At 63.9% G+C, this 14,782-nt stretch carries 13 protein-coding genes; all 13 read left to right on the forward strand.

Annotated features, from left to right (window positions below; all coding sequences use genetic code 11):
• Positions 1 to 10 precede the first annotated feature (10 nt).
• The 13 genes from LVS58_RS12650 to LVS58_RS12710 all read left to right on the forward strand — a co-directional run bounded on the left by LVS58_RS12650 (position 11) and on the right by LVS58_RS12710 (position 14,711).
• Positions 11 to 1,309, forward strand: coding sequence for an MFS transporter (locus LVS58_RS12650; RefSeq protein WP_233691368.1), 1,299 nt, complete (start codon positions 11 to 13; stop codon positions 1,307 to 1,309).
• Positions 1,310 to 1,390: 81 nt separating this feature from the next.
• On the forward strand, positions 1,391 to 1,705 hold the full coding sequence (locus LVS58_RS12655) for a hypothetical protein (protein ID WP_233691369.1): 315 nt from the start codon (positions 1,391 to 1,393) through the stop codon (positions 1,703 to 1,705).
• A 48-nt stretch (positions 1,706 to 1,753) separates the two neighbouring features.
• Positions 1,754 to 2,305 (forward strand): YbhB/YbcL family Raf kinase inhibitor-like protein, encoded by a 552-nt coding sequence (locus LVS58_RS12660; protein WP_233691370.1) that lies wholly within the window; start codon positions 1,754 to 1,756, stop codon positions 2,303 to 2,305.
• Between the two features lie 554 nt (positions 2,306 to 2,859).
• The gene (locus tag LVS58_RS12665) at positions 2,860 to 3,921 is read left to right on the forward strand and encodes a 3-deoxy-7-phosphoheptulonate synthase (protein ID WP_233691371.1); all 1,062 of its coding nucleotides are present in this window, start codon (positions 2,860 to 2,862) and stop codon (positions 3,919 to 3,921) included.
• Between the two features lie 79 nt (positions 3,922 to 4,000).
• Entirely contained in the window at positions 4,001 to 4,282 is a 282-nt protein-coding gene (locus LVS58_RS12670) for a peptidylprolyl isomerase (RefSeq protein WP_003248318.1), read from the forward strand.
• A gap of 142 nt (positions 4,283 to 4,424) precedes the next feature.
• Complete coding sequence (locus tag LVS58_RS12675; protein ID WP_233691372.1) at positions 4,425 to 6,224, forward strand: extracellular solute-binding protein; 1,800 nt, start codon at positions 4,425 to 4,427, stop codon at positions 6,222 to 6,224.
• Positions 6,221 to 7,279, forward strand: coding sequence for a microcin C ABC transporter permease YejB (locus tag LVS58_RS12680; protein ID WP_233691373.1), 1,059 nt, complete (start codon positions 6,221 to 6,223; stop codon positions 7,277 to 7,279). The genes LVS58_RS12675 and LVS58_RS12680 overlap by 4 nt, the downstream gene beginning before the upstream one ends.
• Positions 7,279 to 8,295 (forward strand): ABC transporter permease, encoded by a 1,017-nt coding sequence (locus tag LVS58_RS12685; RefSeq protein WP_233691374.1) that lies wholly within the window; start codon positions 7,279 to 7,281, stop codon positions 8,293 to 8,295. Before LVS58_RS12680 ends, LVS58_RS12685 begins: the two co-directional genes overlap by 1 nt.
• A gap of 59 nt (positions 8,296 to 8,354) precedes the next feature.
• Complete coding sequence (locus tag LVS58_RS12690; RefSeq protein ID WP_233691375.1) at positions 8,355 to 9,737, forward strand: sigma-54 interaction domain-containing protein; 1,383 nt, start codon at positions 8,355 to 8,357, stop codon at positions 9,735 to 9,737.
• A 225-nt stretch (positions 9,738 to 9,962) separates the two neighbouring features.
• Positions 9,963 to 11,354 carry a GntP family permease gene (locus LVS58_RS12695; protein WP_233691376.1) on the forward strand — a complete coding sequence of 464 codons (1,392 nt, stop codon included), beginning with the start codon at positions 9,963 to 9,965 and terminating at the stop codon, positions 11,352 to 11,354.
• Between the two features lie 10 nt (positions 11,355 to 11,364).
• Positions 11,365 to 12,135, forward strand: coding sequence for a 3-hydroxybutyrate dehydrogenase (hbdH, locus tag LVS58_RS12700; RefSeq protein WP_233691377.1), 771 nt, complete (start codon positions 11,365 to 11,367; stop codon positions 12,133 to 12,135).
• Positions 12,136 to 12,190: 55 nt separating this feature from the next.
• Positions 12,191 to 12,670: a serine protease inhibitor ecotin gene (gene eco / locus LVS58_RS12705; RefSeq protein WP_233691378.1), complete on the forward strand. Its 480-nt coding sequence runs from the start codon at positions 12,191 to 12,193 to the stop codon at positions 12,668 to 12,670.
• 88 nt (positions 12,671 to 12,758) lie between these two features.
• On the forward strand, positions 12,759 to 14,711 hold the full coding sequence (locus tag LVS58_RS12710) for an acetoacetate--CoA ligase (protein WP_233691379.1): 1,953 nt from the start codon (positions 12,759 to 12,761) through the stop codon (positions 14,709 to 14,711).
• Positions 14,712 to 14,782 lie beyond the last annotated feature (71 nt).

A 14,782-nucleotide genomic window follows, 5' to 3' on the forward strand; every position in this document is an offset into this window, starting at 1 on the left:
AGAGGTACGTATGTCTCCGCGTTTGCTGGCCATGGCGCTGGCGCCCCTGCTCGGGCTGTTCATCATCGCCCTGGGCAACGGCTTCATGTCTTCCCTGACCACCCTGCGCCTGGGCGCTGCTGGTGAGTCCGCCACCACCATTGGTATCGTGTCGTCGACCTACTTCATCGGCCTGACCCTCGGCGCCATCTTCAACGACCGGCTGATCCTGCGCATCGGCCACATCCGCGCCTATACCAGCTTTGCCTCGCTGATCGCCGTGACCATCCTGCTGCAAGGGTTGTTCTACGAGGTCACCTGGTGGTCGGTGCTGCGCCTGATCAACGGCTGGGCCGCAGTGGGCGTGTTCCTGGTGATCGAAAGCTGGCTGCTGCTGGCCGGCGACGCAAAGATCCGTGGCCGCCTGCTGGCGCTGTACATGATCGCCTTCTACGGCGCCGGCGTTATCGCCCAGGCCGGCCTTGGCGAGATCACCCAGCTAGGCGATACCGCCCCGTTCATGCTGGCCGGCGTGCTGGCCGCCCTGTCGGTATTGCCGATCGTGATCCTGCCGCGGGTGTCGCCGCTGCTGGATCAGGTCGAGCCCCTCAAACCCCGCCAGTTGCTGGGCGTGGCACCGTCGGGCCTGGTCGGCTGCTTCGGTTCGGGCGTGGCCATTGCCGGCATCTATGCCCTGCTGCCGCTGTACCTGCAACGTATCGGCCTGGAGGTGGGTGAGGTCGGCAACATGATGGCCTGGGTGATCCTTGGCGCGATGCTGTTGCAATACCCGGTCGGGCGCTGGTCCGACCGCAAGGACCGCCTCGATGTACTGCTCGCGCTGGCCGCGTTGTGCGTTGTCCTGTCGCTTGTAACGGTGTTCCTGCCAGCGGATTCGTTCCTGCTGCCGGCCACGCTGTTCCTGCTGGGGGGCGGTGTGTTCACCCTGTACCCGGTGGCGGTCAGCCATGCGGCCGACCGCGCGCCGTCCGACGCCCTGGTGCCGATGATCCAGGGCCTGCTGCTGATCAACTCCCTGGGCTCGGCCATGGCACCGGTGGCCATGTCGCCGATGATGACCGAGTTTGGCGAGGCTGGGCTGTTCTGGGCGTTTGCCGTGGTCAACCTGGCCATGGTGTGCTTCTTCATGTGGCGCCGCGGCAAACGCCCGGCGGCAGAGCACCCGGCGCCGTTCACCGCTTCGACCACCTTCTCGCCAACCGGTGCCGAGTTGCGGGTGACCGAAGACCTGATGCATGCGGCGCAGGAGCATCCGCCGCTGGAGCCGGTCGAAACCCCGGCACCCGCACAGCGCTCGGAATCTTGCTGATTACCACTCGTCGCCCAGAAGGCACCCCGCCAGCCGCCGCCAGCCCAACGAATGACAGATCTTGCGCAAAGGAGAAGTCCCATGATCCGCATTCGCCCGCTGTGCCTGGCGCTGGCCCTAACCAGCCTCACCGGCATCGCCTTCGCCGCCACCGATACTCATACCGACACTCATACCGACAGCCATCCGCAAACCGACCAGTCCGGCGGCAAGACCGCCGGTGAAGGCAGCAGCGTCAACAGCCCCGGTAGCAGCAAAGGTAACGACAGCAGTGACACAGGCAGCAACGCCGATGCCGCCGACGGTGCCACTGGCGGCTCCAACAGTACCGGCGAAGCCACAGGCTCTGGTGCCGGAACCAGCGGAGGCACTGCCGAGGACCAGGACAGCCACTGAAGCTAACCTGGACTAAACTGCGCCGAAACGCCCTGCCAAGGAATGATCATGCACCTCAGACATTGGCTGTTCGCCGCGTTGCTGCCCTGCACAGCGGTAGCCGCCGCAGGCAACCAAGGCGCGATGTCGATCAGTTCCTCGTCTTTCACCGATGGCGGCGTCATCGCCCTGCAACAGGTCGGTCAGGACCCAGCATGCGGTGCCGGCGAGGAGCAGACTCCGCAATTGAGCTGGGACAACCTGCCCGCAGGTACGCGGTCGCTGGCCCTGATCATGTTCGACCCGGACGGTGGCAAGGGCGTTGGTGTGGTGCACTGGGTGGCCTACAACATCGATCCCGAACAGGAGGGGCTCAAGGAAGGCATGGCGGGGTTGAGCGGGCCCTACGTGACAGTGGGCCGCAACTCCCGTGGCACCCAGAGCTACCGCGGGCCCTGTCCACCCGCCGGCGACAACCCCCATCATTACGCACTGACCCTGATTGCCACCGACCTGCCCTTGGCTACCTTGCCTGAGGGGCTGGATCGCAGCGGCCTGCTGCAGCTGCTGCAAGGCCACGCCCTGGGGGCCCAGAGCCTGGTCGGGCGCTACGGCCATTGAACCATTCAGTACAAAAACAAATGATCGTCCCCATAGCATTTATCCATTGAATGGCCCGCCCGAACTGCAGTAAGCTCGGGCTCATTCAATGGAGAGCAACATGCCCAAACACACCCGCAACCACGCCAACCACACCGGTCGCAGCCTGCGCCCTGTGCTGGCCGTTGCCGGCTGCGTGGCACCTGCCAGCTATTACTTCGGGTATTGGTTTAGCCACTAGGCGCCGATACCCACCCGGCGCCCACCTTCGAGGGGCCGCCGAACATGAGAATACTCAAACCCCCGGTCGGCTTCCCGACCGGGGGTTTTGCTTTTCAGGCCTTTGACCAACACCGATTCACCTTGAGGACAGATTCATGAACTACGCCACTTACTACTACGCAAACACCTCCGCCTGGCGATTTAGCCAATCCCGTTCGGGCCAGCCTGCCGCCTCCGATCGGTCTTCTACTGGTGGCAATGCAGCAGCCAATACGAATTCAACGATCTGTCGAACACCTCGATAGGGCCGACCACGCGGGCTTGAACCCGCCGTCCGCCCAGGGAAAAACGCCATGCACGCTTCCACCCTCGCCCTGCCCCTGACCCAGCCGCAAGCGGCCAATACCACTGTCAGCAAGCGCCTGCCCAGCCCGCACCTGCTCAAGCAACAGATGCCACTGTCCAGCGAACTGGCCCAGCAAGTCCAGGCCCATCGCCTGGCCATCCGCAACATCCTCGAAGGCCGCGACCCGCGCCTGCTGGTCATCGTCGGTCCCTGCTCGATTCATGACCCACGCTCGGCCCTGGAATACGCCGACCGCCTGGCCGCCCTTGGCCGCGAAGTCAACGACAAGCTGCTGCTGGTGATGCGCGCCTACGTCGAAAAACCGCGTACTACAGTGGGCTGGAAAGGCCTGGCCTACGACCCGCACCTCGATGGCAGTGACGACATGCACTCGGGTATCGCCTTGTCCCGCGGGCTCATGCTGAACATGATCGAACGCGGCCTGCCGATCGCTACCGAGTTGCTGCAACCGATGGCCGCCGGCTACTTCGACGACCTGTTGGCCTGGGCCGCGATCGGCGCACGCACCACCGAATCGCAAATCCACCGCGAAATGGTCAGTGGCCTGGAGTTGCCGGTCGGCTTCAAGAACGGTACGGACGGCGGCATCGCCATCACCAGCGACGCCATGCGCAGCGCTGCCCACCCGCACCGCCACTTCGGTATGGATGCTCAGGGCCACCCGGCGATCATCGAGACCTTGGGCAACCCGGATACACACCTGGTACTGCGCGGCGGCCACAAAGGCCCGAACCACGATGCCAATAGCATCGCCATGGCCCGCCAGGCGTTGGCCAAGGCCGGTCTGCAGGCACGGATCATGGTCGATTGCAGCCACGCCAACAGCGGCAAGGACCCGGCGCGCCAGCCTGCGGTCTTCAATGATGTGCTGGAACAGCGCCTGGCCGGCGACCGTTCGCTGGTCGGTGTGATGATCGAAGGGCACTTGTTCGATGGCTGCCAGGCGCTGGGCAAGGGCCCGCTGAAATACGGTGTGTCGATTACCGACGGCTGCCTGGGCTGGGCTTCGACCGAAACCCTGTTGCGTGAGGCGGCACAAAAACTGTAGGCCGAAGGTTGTAAGCCTGGCGAGACATACCCCGGACAAGTGCGCTAGGCTTGCCTTTTTACCCCAAGGAGCAGTAACCATGGCCCGTGCAACCGCCCGCCACATTCTGGTCAGCAGCGAAGACAAGTGCAACGAACTCAAAGCCCAGATCGAAGCAGGCGCAGACTTCGCTGAAATCGCCAAAGCCAACTCCACCTGCCCGTCCAGCCGTCAGGGTGGTGACCTGGGCTCGTTCGGCCCAGGCCAGATGGTCAAGGAATTCGACACCGTGGTCTTCAGCGCCCCGGTCAACACCGTGCAAGGCCCGGTGAAGACCCAGTTTGGCTACCACCTGCTGGAAGTGACCAGCCGCCAGGACTGATTCCCTCCTCCCGGTGATCAGCCCCCCTGTGGCAGCGGGTTTACCCGCGAAGAGGCCAGACCAGACAACCTCGTTGCCTGCTCCGACGCATTCGCGGGTAAACCCACTCCCACAAGTATTGTGGGGGCTTGTATTTTCGTGCATGGGCTTTACGGTCCAGGCCGCTCCCAGCCACGCCCTCACCGTCTACGGCGAAGCCCCCCGCTACCCCGCCAGCTTCCGGCATTTCGACTATGTAAACCCCGACGCCCCCAAGGGCGGCATTTTGCGCCGTTCGGCCATCGAGATCGGCCAGTTCGACCATATCCTTCCCTACATCGACAAAGGCATAGGTGTCAGCGAAGTCGATGGTCTGCTGTACGCGCCACTGGCGGTACGCGCTTACGATGAACCCTATACCGTTTACGGCCTGATCGCCCGGCGCATGGAGCGCGGCCCCAATGATGAGTGGCTGCGTTTCCACATCGACCCACGCGCCACCTTCGCCGATGGCAAGCCGGTGCGCGCCGACGACGTTCGTTTCACCTTCGAACTGCTGATGAGCAAGGGCAGCCTCAAGTACCGTACCCAGTTTGCCGACGTGGCCGGTGTGACCGTGGAAAGCCTGCACAGCGTGCGATTCGACTTGAAGCCCGAGCACGGCCGCACCCTGGCGCTGGACCTCGCAAGCCTGCCGGTAATGCCCGAGCACGACTGGCAGCAGCGCGATTTTGCCAACGGCGCCGGCTTCGACAGGCCGGTCGGCAGTGGGCCATACCGCATCGGGCGCATCGACAACGGCCGCAGCATCACCTTCGAACGCGACCCGACATGGTGGGCGCGGGACCTGCCGGCCAGCCGTGGCCGCTACAATTTCGACAAGCTGCGCATCGAGTACTTCGGCGACACCGAAGTGGCGCGCCAGGTACTGAAAGGCGGTGGCTACGACTACAACCGTGAGTTCTCCGCCACGGCCTACACCTTGGGCTACAGCGGTGCGCAACTGGACGACGGCCGCCTGCAGCGCGCCCACTTGGGCCCCGCCAAACCGCAGGTGGCCCAGGGTTTCGTGTTCAACCTCGACCAGCCGCAGTTCAAGGACCGACGTGTGCGGCAGGCGCTGGGTATGTTATGGGACTTCGAGTGGAGCAACCGGCAGATGATGCGCAACCTGTACATCCGCCAGCAGAGCGTGTTCTCCAATACGCCGTTGGCCGCTCGCCAGTTGCCGGATGCGGGTGAGCTGAAGCTGCTCGCCCCCTTGCGCGGCCAAGTGCCAGATGAAGTGTTCACCACGGTGTTCACCGCCCCGGTCACCGACGGCTCGGGGATCATCCGTCAACAGCAGTTGCAGGCCCTGGCGCTGCTAGAACAAGCCGGCTGGCACCCCGAAGGCGACCGCCTGGTCAATACTCAGGGCACGCCGCTGGCGTTCACCTTCCTCAACGGCCAGGCGGGCCTTGAACGCCTGCTGCTGCCGTGGAAGCGCAACCTGGCGCAGATCGGCGTGACCCTGAACATCCGCAATGTCGACTCGGCCCAGTACGTCAACCGGCTGATGGCACGCGATTACGACATGATCGTCACCGGCTACCCGGTCACCCTGTCGCCGGGCGCCGAGTTGTACAACTACTTTGGCTCGGCGGCCGCTCACGACCCAGGCTCGAATAACCTGATGGTCCTGCAGGACCCGGCCGTAGACCACCTCATCGACGGCCTGATCCGCGCCGACACCCAGGCCGACATGCTGCGCCACGCCCATGCCCTGGACCGCGTGCTGCAATGGAATTACTACTGGATCCCCAACTACTACCCGCCAGGCAGCTCCACCGCCTGGTGGAACCGCTTCGGCCTGCCCAAGGTCCAGGCCACCTATGACGAGGGCCTGGACACCTGGTGGGAGGTAAGCGCTACCCCGCTGACCAACGCGCAAATGGCCGAACGCCGGAAGGCCTCGCCATGACCGCGTATATCCTGCGCCGTCTGCTGCTGATCATCCCGACGCTGCTGGCGATCCTGCTGGTCAACTTCGCCATCGTCCAGGCTGCGCCGGGTGGCCCGGTGGAACAAGCCGTGGCGCGCCTGCAGGGCATCGGTGGCGGCGCACCCGGCGCCCGAGCTGAAGTGGTCCATGGCGAATCCCGCGCCACACGTGGCCTGGACCCGAAACTGATCGAAGAGATCAAGCGCCTGTACGGTTTTGACAAATCCGCCCCCGAACGGCTTTGGTTGATGCTCGGCCAATATGCCCGGCTGGACTTTGGCAACAGCTTCTTCCGCGGCGCCAAAGTCACCGACCTGATTCTCGACAAGTTGCCGGTCACCCTGTCGCTGGGCTTCTGGGCCACGCTGATCACCTACCTGGTGTCGATCCCGCTGGGCATCCGCAAGGCGATGCGCCACGGCAGCCGCTTCGATGCCTGGAGCAGCGCGTTGATCGTGATCGGTTACGCCCTGCCTTCGTTCCTGTTCGCACTGCTGCTGATCGTACTGTTTGCCGGCGGCACTTCGCTCAACTGGTTCCCGGTGCGCGGCCTGGTCTCGGACAATTTTGATGAGCTCAGCCTGCTGGGCAAGGTCGCCGACTACTTCTGGCACCTGGTGCTGCCCGTCGCCGCCCTGGTGATCGGTGGGTTCGCCACCCTCACACTGCTGACCAAGAATGCCTTCCTCGACGAGGTTTCCCGCCAATACGTGGTCACTGCCCGGGCCAAGGGCCTCAGCGAACGTCGCGTGCTGTATGGCCATGTGTTGCGCAATGCCATGCTGTTGGTGGTAGCCGGGCTGCCACAGGCGCTGATCACCGTGTTTTTCGCAGGCTCGTTGCTGATCGAGGTGATCTTCTCGCTCGATGGCCTGGGCCGCATGAGCTATGAGGCCGCCGTTTCGCGGGACTACCCGGTGGTATTCGGCACGCTGTTCATCTTCACCCTGGCGGGCCTGCTGATTCGCCTGCTCGGTGACCTGTCCTACACCCTGCTGGACCCGCGCATCGACTTCGATACGAGGGCGCGCTGATGCTCTCGCCCCTGTCGCGCCGTCGCCTGCAACGTTTTCGCCGCCACCGCCTGGGCTGGGTGTCGCTGTGGTTGTTTGCCGGCCTTCTGCTGCTGAGCCTTGGCGCCGAACTGGTGGCCAACGACAAGCCACTGCTGCTGGGCTACAAGGGCAATGTGTACGTTCCGGCGCTCAAGCGCTATACCGAGCAGCAGTTCGGCGGGCAACTGCCGTTTCAGCCCGACTACCGCAGCGCCTATGTGCGCCAACTGATCGCAGACCAGGGCGGCTGGATGCTGTTTGCGCCTATCCCGTTCAGCGCCGACACCCCTAATTACGACCTGCAGGTGCCCACCCCCAGCCCGCCCAGCGCCAGCAACTGGCTAGGCACCGACGACCAAGGCCGTGACGTGCTGGCGCGGGTGCTTTATGGCACGCGGGTATCGCTGCTGTTCGCCTTTGCCCTGACCGTGGTCAGTGTGCTCATTGGCGTGGTGGCAGGCGCCCTGCAAGGCTACCACGGGGGCTGGGTCGACCTGCTCGGCCAGCGCTTGCTGGAGGTATGGTCGGGGTTACCCGTGTTGTATCTATTGATCATCCTCAGCGGTTTTGTCGAACCGGATTTCTGGTGGCTGCTGGGGATCATGGCGCTGTTCTCCTGGCTGACCCTGGTCGACGTCGTGCGCGCCGAGTTCCTGCGTGGGCGCAACCTGGAGTATGTACAGGCTGCGCGGGCGTTGGGGTTACCGGACAGCCAGGTAATGTTGCGACATATCTTGCCCAATGCCATGAATGCCACGCTGACCTATGTACCGTTCATGCTGACCGGGGCGATCACCACACTGACCGCGCTGGATTTTCTGGGCTTTGGCATGCCAGCGGGCAGCGCCTCGCTGGGCGAGCTGGTGACCCAGGGCAAGCAGCACCTGGAGGCGCCGTGGTTGGGCTTTACCGCGTTCTTTGCGCTGGCGGTGATCCTGTCGCTGCTGGTATTTATCGGGGATGCCTTGCGTGAGGCGTTTGACCCCCGACGATGAGTTTCCAGGCCAGGCCTTTTCGCGGGCTTGTGCCACGACATGATTCAGGATGTTCACCCATGCACGACAGCGACAGCCTCAAGGACTACACCCAGGTACGGCAACTGGCGATCCGCTCGCTGTTCGAGATCATCGAACAGTCCAGCGAGGGCACGGTAATCGTCGACCGCCAGGCCCGTATCGTCTGGATGAACGAACGCTACGCCCGACGCTTTGGCCTGGCCGACGCCGCCAGCGCCATCGGCCAGCCGTGCGAAACAGTGATCCCCGGCAGCCTGATGCGCGACGTGGTGAGCAATGGCCGCCCCATCCTGCTGGACATGCTCGACACGCCGAACGAGCCATTGGTGGTCATGCGCCTGCCCATCCACGATGACCAGGGCGCGCTGATCGGCGCCATCGGTTTTGCCCTGTTTGACGAACTGCGCAGCCTGTCGCCGCTGCTCAAACGCTACGCCAGCATGCAGCAGGAACTGGCCTCGACCCGCTCGCAACTGCGCGCCCGCCAGGCCAAATACAGCTTCGCCCAGTTCGTAGGCAGCAGCGCGCCCAGCCTGGAAGCCAAGCGACGCGCACGACGGGGCGCCGGCAGTGATTCGCCCGTGCTGCTGCTGGGCGAAACCGGCACCGGCAAGGAGCTGCTGGCCCACGCCATTCACGCAGCGTCAGCACGGGCGCACAAGGCCTTTGTCAGCATCAACAGCGCAGCCATCCCGGAGACGCTGCTGGAAGCCGAATTCTTCGGCACTGCGCCGGGTGCTTTTACCGGCGCCGACCGCAAAGGCCGCAGCGGCAAGCTACAACTGGCCGAGGGCGGCACGCTGTTCCTCGACGAGATCGGCGACATGCCGCTGGCCCTACAGAGCAAGCTGCTGCGGGTGCTGCAGGAAAAGGAATACGAACCGGTCGGTTCGAACCAGATGCTGCGCAGCGATGTGCGCATCATCGCCGCCACCTCCATCGACCTGCAGGCTGCGATGGCCCGCGGGGCCTTCCGCGCCGACCTGTATTACCGGCTGAATGTGCTGCCGATCGATGTCCCGCCGTTGCGGCAACGGCTGGAGGACCTACCCGCGCTGTGCGAGGCCATATTGGGTGAACTGGGCAGCCAGTACGAGCTGGAAGCTGAAGCGCAGCAACTGCTGGCCAGGCATGCGTGGCCGGGGAACATACGCGAGCTGCGCAATGTGCTGGAGCGCGCGACCCTGTTGGCGGACCAGCCCCGGTTGGGGGTTGCGGACCTGCGTGCGGCATTGGGGCCATTGAGCCCGCTGGCAGAAGCGCCAGTGCAGCAGAGCTACCGTGACGCGTGCGAGGCGTTTGAACGCGGCCTGATTGCCGGGGCGCTGGCCGAACAGGGAGGAAAAGTGCCAGAGGCAGCAGCAGCGTTAGGGCTGGGCAGGTCGACGCTGTACAAGAAGATGGCGGCGCTCGGTCTCTAACTGGAGACTTTTGTTTCTGATTTGAGATTACCGTCAGGGCTATGCCCTTGATAACACGGCAAGCCAGCAATGGCCTGTACAGCAGCCCCTGGCGTCTCTAGATGTAGACATCGGCTTTAAACAGAACCATTTAACCCTTACAAATCAACTAGTTACATTATTGGCACGATTCCCGCTATCTCCTGTTCAACGATAAAAACAAGACTCACCAGGAGACCCACCCCGATGACCGTGCTCATCGCACTCGCCGCTCTGGCCTTGCTGATGCTGGCCGCCTACCGCGGTTACAGCGTAATCCTCTTCGCCCCCATCGCCGCCCTCGGCGCTGTCCTGCTCACCGACCCTTCTGCCGTCGCCCCTGCGTTCACTGGGGTGTTCATGGAGAAAATGGTCGGTTTTATCAAACTGTACTTCCCGGTATTCCTGCTGGGCGCAGTGTTCGGCAAGCTGATCGAGCTGTCCGGCTTCTCCCGCTCGATCGTCGCTGCGGCCATCCGCCTGCTCGGCACCCGCCAGGCAATGCTGGTCATCGTACTGGTCTGCGCCCTGCTCACCTACGGCGGTGTCTCACTGTTCGTGGTGGTGTTCGCGGTGTACCCGTTCGCCGCCGAAATGTTCCGTCAGAGCAACATCCCCAAACGGCTGATCCCGGCAACCATCGCCCTGGGCGCATTCTCGTTCACCATGGACGCCTTGCCCGGCACCCCACAGATCCAGAACATCATCCCCAGCACCTTCTTCAACACCACCGCCTGGGCGGCGCCGTGGCTGGGCCTGATCGGCACGCTGTTCGTGTTCTTTACCGGCATGGCCTACCTGCAGCGCCAGCGCAACAAGGCCCTGCGCGCCGGTGAAGGTTATGGCACGGACTTGCGCAACGAACCGGAAACCGCTGCCGACCTGAGCCTGCCCAACCCCTGGCTGGCCCTGTCGCCGCTGCTACTGGTGGGGGTGATGAACCTGGTGTTCACCCATTGGATACCGCAATGGTACGGCCCCAGTCACAGCCTGCACCTGCCAGGCATGAGCGCACCGGTACAAAGCGACGTGGCCAAGCTCACCGCCATCTGGGCTGTGCAGGCAGCGTTGCTGGTGGGCATCCTGATGGTCCTGGTGTGCGCCTTTGGCGCCATTCGTACACGCCTGGCCGAGGGCACCAAAAGCGCGGTGGGCGGCGCGTTGCTGGCAGCCATGAATACCGCCTCGGAATACGGCTTTGGCGCGGTAATCGCCTCGCTGCCGGGTTTTCTGGTGCTGGCCGATGCCCTGCGCGGCATCCCCAATCCATTGGTCAACGAAGCCATCACCGTGACCTTGCTGGCCGGCATCACCGGCTCCGCTTCGGGCGGCATGAGCATCGCCCTGGCGGCCATGGGCGACACATTCATCGCCGCCGCCCACGCGGCCGACATCCCGCTGGAAGTACTACACCGGGTAGCCGCCATGGCCAGCGGCGGCATGGACACCCTGCCGCACAACGGCGCGGTGATCACCTTGCTGGCGGTGACGGGCCTCACCCACCGAGAGGCTTACAAGGACATTTTTGGTATTACCCTGATCAAGACCCTGGCGGTGTTCGTGGTCATCGCCACGTTCTACGCCACTGGCATCGTCTAAGGAGCATTGCATGACCCTTGAAGGCAAAACTGCACTCGTCACCGGTTCCACCAGCGGCATTGGCCTGGGCATCGCCCAGGTATTGGCCCGGGCGGGCGCCAACATCGTGCTCAACGGCTTTGGCGACCCAGGCCCCGCCATGGCGGAAATTGCCCGGCACGGGGTGAAGGTTGTGCATCACCCGGCCGACCTGTCGGATGTGATGCAGATCGAGGCCTTGTTCAACCTGGCCGAACGTGAGTTCGGCGGCGTCGACATCCTGGTCAACAACGCCGGTATCCAGCATGTGGCACCGGTTGAGCAGTTCCCGCCAGAAAGCTGGGACAAGATCATCGCCCTGAACCTGTCGGCCGTATTCCATGGAACGCGCCTGGCGCTGCCAGGCATGCGCACGCGCAACTGGGGGCGCATCATCAATATCGCTTCGGTGCATGGCCTGGTCGGCTCGATTGGCAAGGCAGCCTACGTGGCAGCCAAGCATGGTGTGATCGGCCTGACCAAGGTGGTAGGCCTGGAAACCGCCACCAGTCATGTCACCTGCAATGCCATATGCCCGGGTTGGGTGCTGACACCGCTGGTGCAAAAGCAGATCGACGATCGTGCGGCCAAGGGGGGCGATCAGCTGCAAGCGCAGCACGATCTGCTGGCAGAAAAGCAACCGTCGCTGGCTTTCGTCACCCCCGAACACCTCGGTGAACTGGTACTCTTCCTGTGCAGCGAGGCCGGTAGCCAGGTTCGCGGCGCCGCCTGGAACGTCGATGGTGGCTGGTTGGCCCAGTGACGGGCGGCCTGGGCCTGGCGGCGGCACCGCATTCGTTTATCAGCAAGGAGGCCTTATGCGCCCTACCCCGATGACCGCGATTCTGGCCCTGAGCCTGGCCGCCGCCGCACCTGCGATGGCCGCCAGCCTGAAGGACATCGCGCCCTACCCCGAGGCGGAAAAAGGCTTCACCCGGCAGGTTATCCACCTGCCGGCCCAGGCCGACGAGTCGGCCTATAAACTGGAAATCCTGGCAGGCAAGACGCTGCAGGTCGACTGCAATCGTCAGCGCCTGGGCGGCAACCTGGAAGAACGCACCCTGGAAGGCTGGGGCTACAATTACTACCGCCTGGGCAACGTCAGCGGCCCGGCCAGCACACTGATGGCCTGCCCGGATGGCAAGAAGACCGAGGCCTTCGTGCCGGTGGTCGGCGACGGCTTCCTGCTGCGCTACAACAGCAAGCTGCCGGTGGTGGTGTATGCGCCCAAGGATGTCGAAGTACGCTACCGCGTGTGGTCGGCATCGCAGGATGTGCAGAAGGCTAAAGTAGAGTAAGCAGGACCGCTTTCTCTGCAGGATCAGCCTCCGCGACACACGGCTGATCCTGCACTGAGCCTGCTTTATCCGGTGAAGGAGATTCGGCATGAACGATGTGCTCTGGCGCCCGTCCACAACGCAGATCGAGGCCAGCCGGATGGATGCCTTCCGCCGCCGGGTCAACCTGCGCTACAACCTGCAACTCAACGACTACCAGGCCCTGCACGGCTGGAGTATCGAACAGCGGCCCGCCTTCTGGCACACCCTTGCCGAGTATTTCCACGTTCATTGGCATACCCCGCCCAGCCAGGTACTCAGCGAAGGGCCGCAAATGCCCGATGCACAGTGGTTCGCCAATGCCACCCTGAACTTTGCCGAACACCTGCTGCGCCGCCGCGACGACCGCCCGGCCGTGGTCGCCGTACGCGAAGACGGCCAGCGCGAAGTGTTCACCCATGCCGAACTGGCCGCACAGGTGGCCGGCCTGCAAACGGCATTCAAGGCTGCAGGTATCGTCCCGGGCGACCGGGTAGCCGCCATCATGCCCAATACCTGGCAAACACTGGTGGCCATGCTCGCCTGCACCAGCCTTGGCGCGGTCTGGTCTACCTCCTCGCCCGAGTTCGGCGTGCACGGCATCATCGACCGCTTCGGCCAGATCGAACCCAAGCTGCTGATCGTCTGCGCCGGTTACCAGTATGCCGGCAAGGCCATCGACCAGGTGACCAAGGTCAACCAGGTGTGCGCGCAGTTGCCTGGCCTGGAGCAGCTGATCGTGGTGCCCCATACCCGCAAAGGCACGCGTGCAGACGAATTCCAGGCAGCCAACGTCAGCCTGTGGGATGACTTCTTCCAGCCCGGCGGCGAGCCCCGTTTCACCCCGCTGCCGTTCGACCACCCGCTGTACATCCTCTATTCCAGTGGCACCACCGGCGTGCCCAAGTGCATTGTCCATCGCGCCGGAGGCGTGCTGTTGCAACACCTCAAGGAACACGGCCTGCACAATGACCTGAAGGCCGATGACGTGCTGTTCTACTACACCACCTGCGGCTGGATGATGTGGAACTGGCTGGCCAGCGGCCTGGCGGTGGGTGCCACGCTGGTGCTGTATGACGGCTCGCCGTTCCACCCAGGCCCCGGGCGCCTTCTGGACCTGATAGAGGCCGAGGGCATCCACGCCTTCGGTACCAGCGCCAAGTACCTGGCGGCACTGGAGCAGGCAGGCCTGGAACCTGCCACCAGCCACTGCCTGACCAGCCTGCGGCTGCTGCTGTCCACCGGTTCGCCGCTGTCACCGCACAGCTACGACTATGTGTACGACAAGATCAAGGCCGACCTGTGGCTGGTGTCGATGTCGGGCGGTACGGATATCGTCTCCTGCTTCGTGCTGGGCAACCCGACCCTGCCTGTGCGTCGTGGCGAAATCCAGTGTAAAGGCCTGGGTATGGCGGTGGAGGTGTGGAACGAGCAGGGGCAGCCCGTGGTGGATGAAAAAGGCGAACTGGTGTGCACGCGCAACTTCCCGTCGATGCCACTCGGTTTCTGGAACGACCCGGGCGGTCACCGTTACCACGATGCCTACTTCAGCCAGTTTCCGGGGGTGTGGGCCCAGGGCGACTACGCCGAGCAGCGTGCCAGCGGGGGCATGGTGATCCACGGTCGCTCCGACGCCGTGCTCAACCCGGGCGGCGTGCGCATTGGCACGGCGGAGATCTACCGCCAGGTGGAAAAAGTCGAACAGGTCGTAGAAAGCGTGGCCATCGGCCAGGACTGGAACGGGGATGTGCGGGTGGTGCTGTTCGTGCGCCTGCACGACGGCCTGCAGCTGGATGAAGCCCTGCGCCAGCACATTCGCCAGGTGATACGTCAGTACACCACACCCCGCCATGTGCCGGCGGTGATCGCCCAGGTCAGCGACATACCGCGCACCATCAGTGGCAAGCTGGTGGAACTGGCGATTCGCGATGTGGTGCATGGGCTGCCGGTGAAGAACACCGATGCCCTGGCCAACCCGGAGGCGCTTGATCAGTTTCGCGATCGCGCAGAGCTGAAGACCTGACATCCATTGCGGCCATCTGGGCGTGATCGCTTCAACGGGATTCAATCAGGCATAATGCCGCCTTTTTCCCC

Source organism: Pseudomonas sp. JR33AA, from assembly GCF_021378985.1.
Lineage (GTDB): Bacteria > Pseudomonadota > Gammaproteobacteria > Pseudomonadales > Pseudomonadaceae > Aquipseudomonas > Aquipseudomonas alloputida.

Excerpts from the sequence above, each read along its gene's own strand:
- LVS58_RS12650 (WP_233691368.1), top strand. The coding sequence starts at position 11 with ATGTCTCCGCGTTTGCTGGCCATGGCGCTGGCGCCCCTGCTCGGGCTG.
- LVS58_RS12655 (WP_233691369.1), top strand. The coding sequence starts at position 1,391 with ATGATCCGCATTCGCCCGCTGTGCCTGGCGCTGGCCCTAACCAGCCTC.
- LVS58_RS12660 (WP_233691370.1), top strand. The coding sequence starts at position 1,754 with ATGCACCTCAGACATTGGCTGTTCGCCGCGTTGCTGCCCTGCACAGCG.
- LVS58_RS12665 (WP_233691371.1), top strand. The coding sequence starts at position 2,860 with ATGCACGCTTCCACCCTCGCCCTGCCCCTGACCCAGCCGCAAGCGGCC.
- LVS58_RS12670 (WP_003248318.1), top strand. The coding sequence starts at position 4,001 with ATGGCCCGTGCAACCGCCCGCCACATTCTGGTCAGCAGCGAAGACAAG.
- LVS58_RS12675 (WP_233691372.1), top strand. The coding sequence starts at position 4,425 with ATGGGCTTTACGGTCCAGGCCGCTCCCAGCCACGCCCTCACCGTCTAC.
- LVS58_RS12680 (WP_233691373.1), top strand. The coding sequence starts at position 6,221 with ATGACCGCGTATATCCTGCGCCGTCTGCTGCTGATCATCCCGACGCTG.
- LVS58_RS12685 (WP_233691374.1), top strand. The coding sequence starts at position 7,279 with ATGCTCTCGCCCCTGTCGCGCCGTCGCCTGCAACGTTTTCGCCGCCAC.
- LVS58_RS12690 (WP_233691375.1), top strand. The coding sequence starts at position 8,355 with ATGCACGACAGCGACAGCCTCAAGGACTACACCCAGGTACGGCAACTG.
- LVS58_RS12695 (WP_233691376.1), top strand. The coding sequence starts at position 9,963 with ATGACCGTGCTCATCGCACTCGCCGCTCTGGCCTTGCTGATGCTGGCC.
- hbdH (WP_233691377.1), top strand. The coding sequence starts at position 11,365 with ATGACCCTTGAAGGCAAAACTGCACTCGTCACCGGTTCCACCAGCGGC.
- eco (WP_233691378.1), top strand. The coding sequence starts at position 12,191 with ATGCGCCCTACCCCGATGACCGCGATTCTGGCCCTGAGCCTGGCCGCC.
- LVS58_RS12710 (WP_233691379.1), top strand. The coding sequence starts at position 12,759 with ATGAACGATGTGCTCTGGCGCCCGTCCACAACGCAGATCGAGGCCAGC.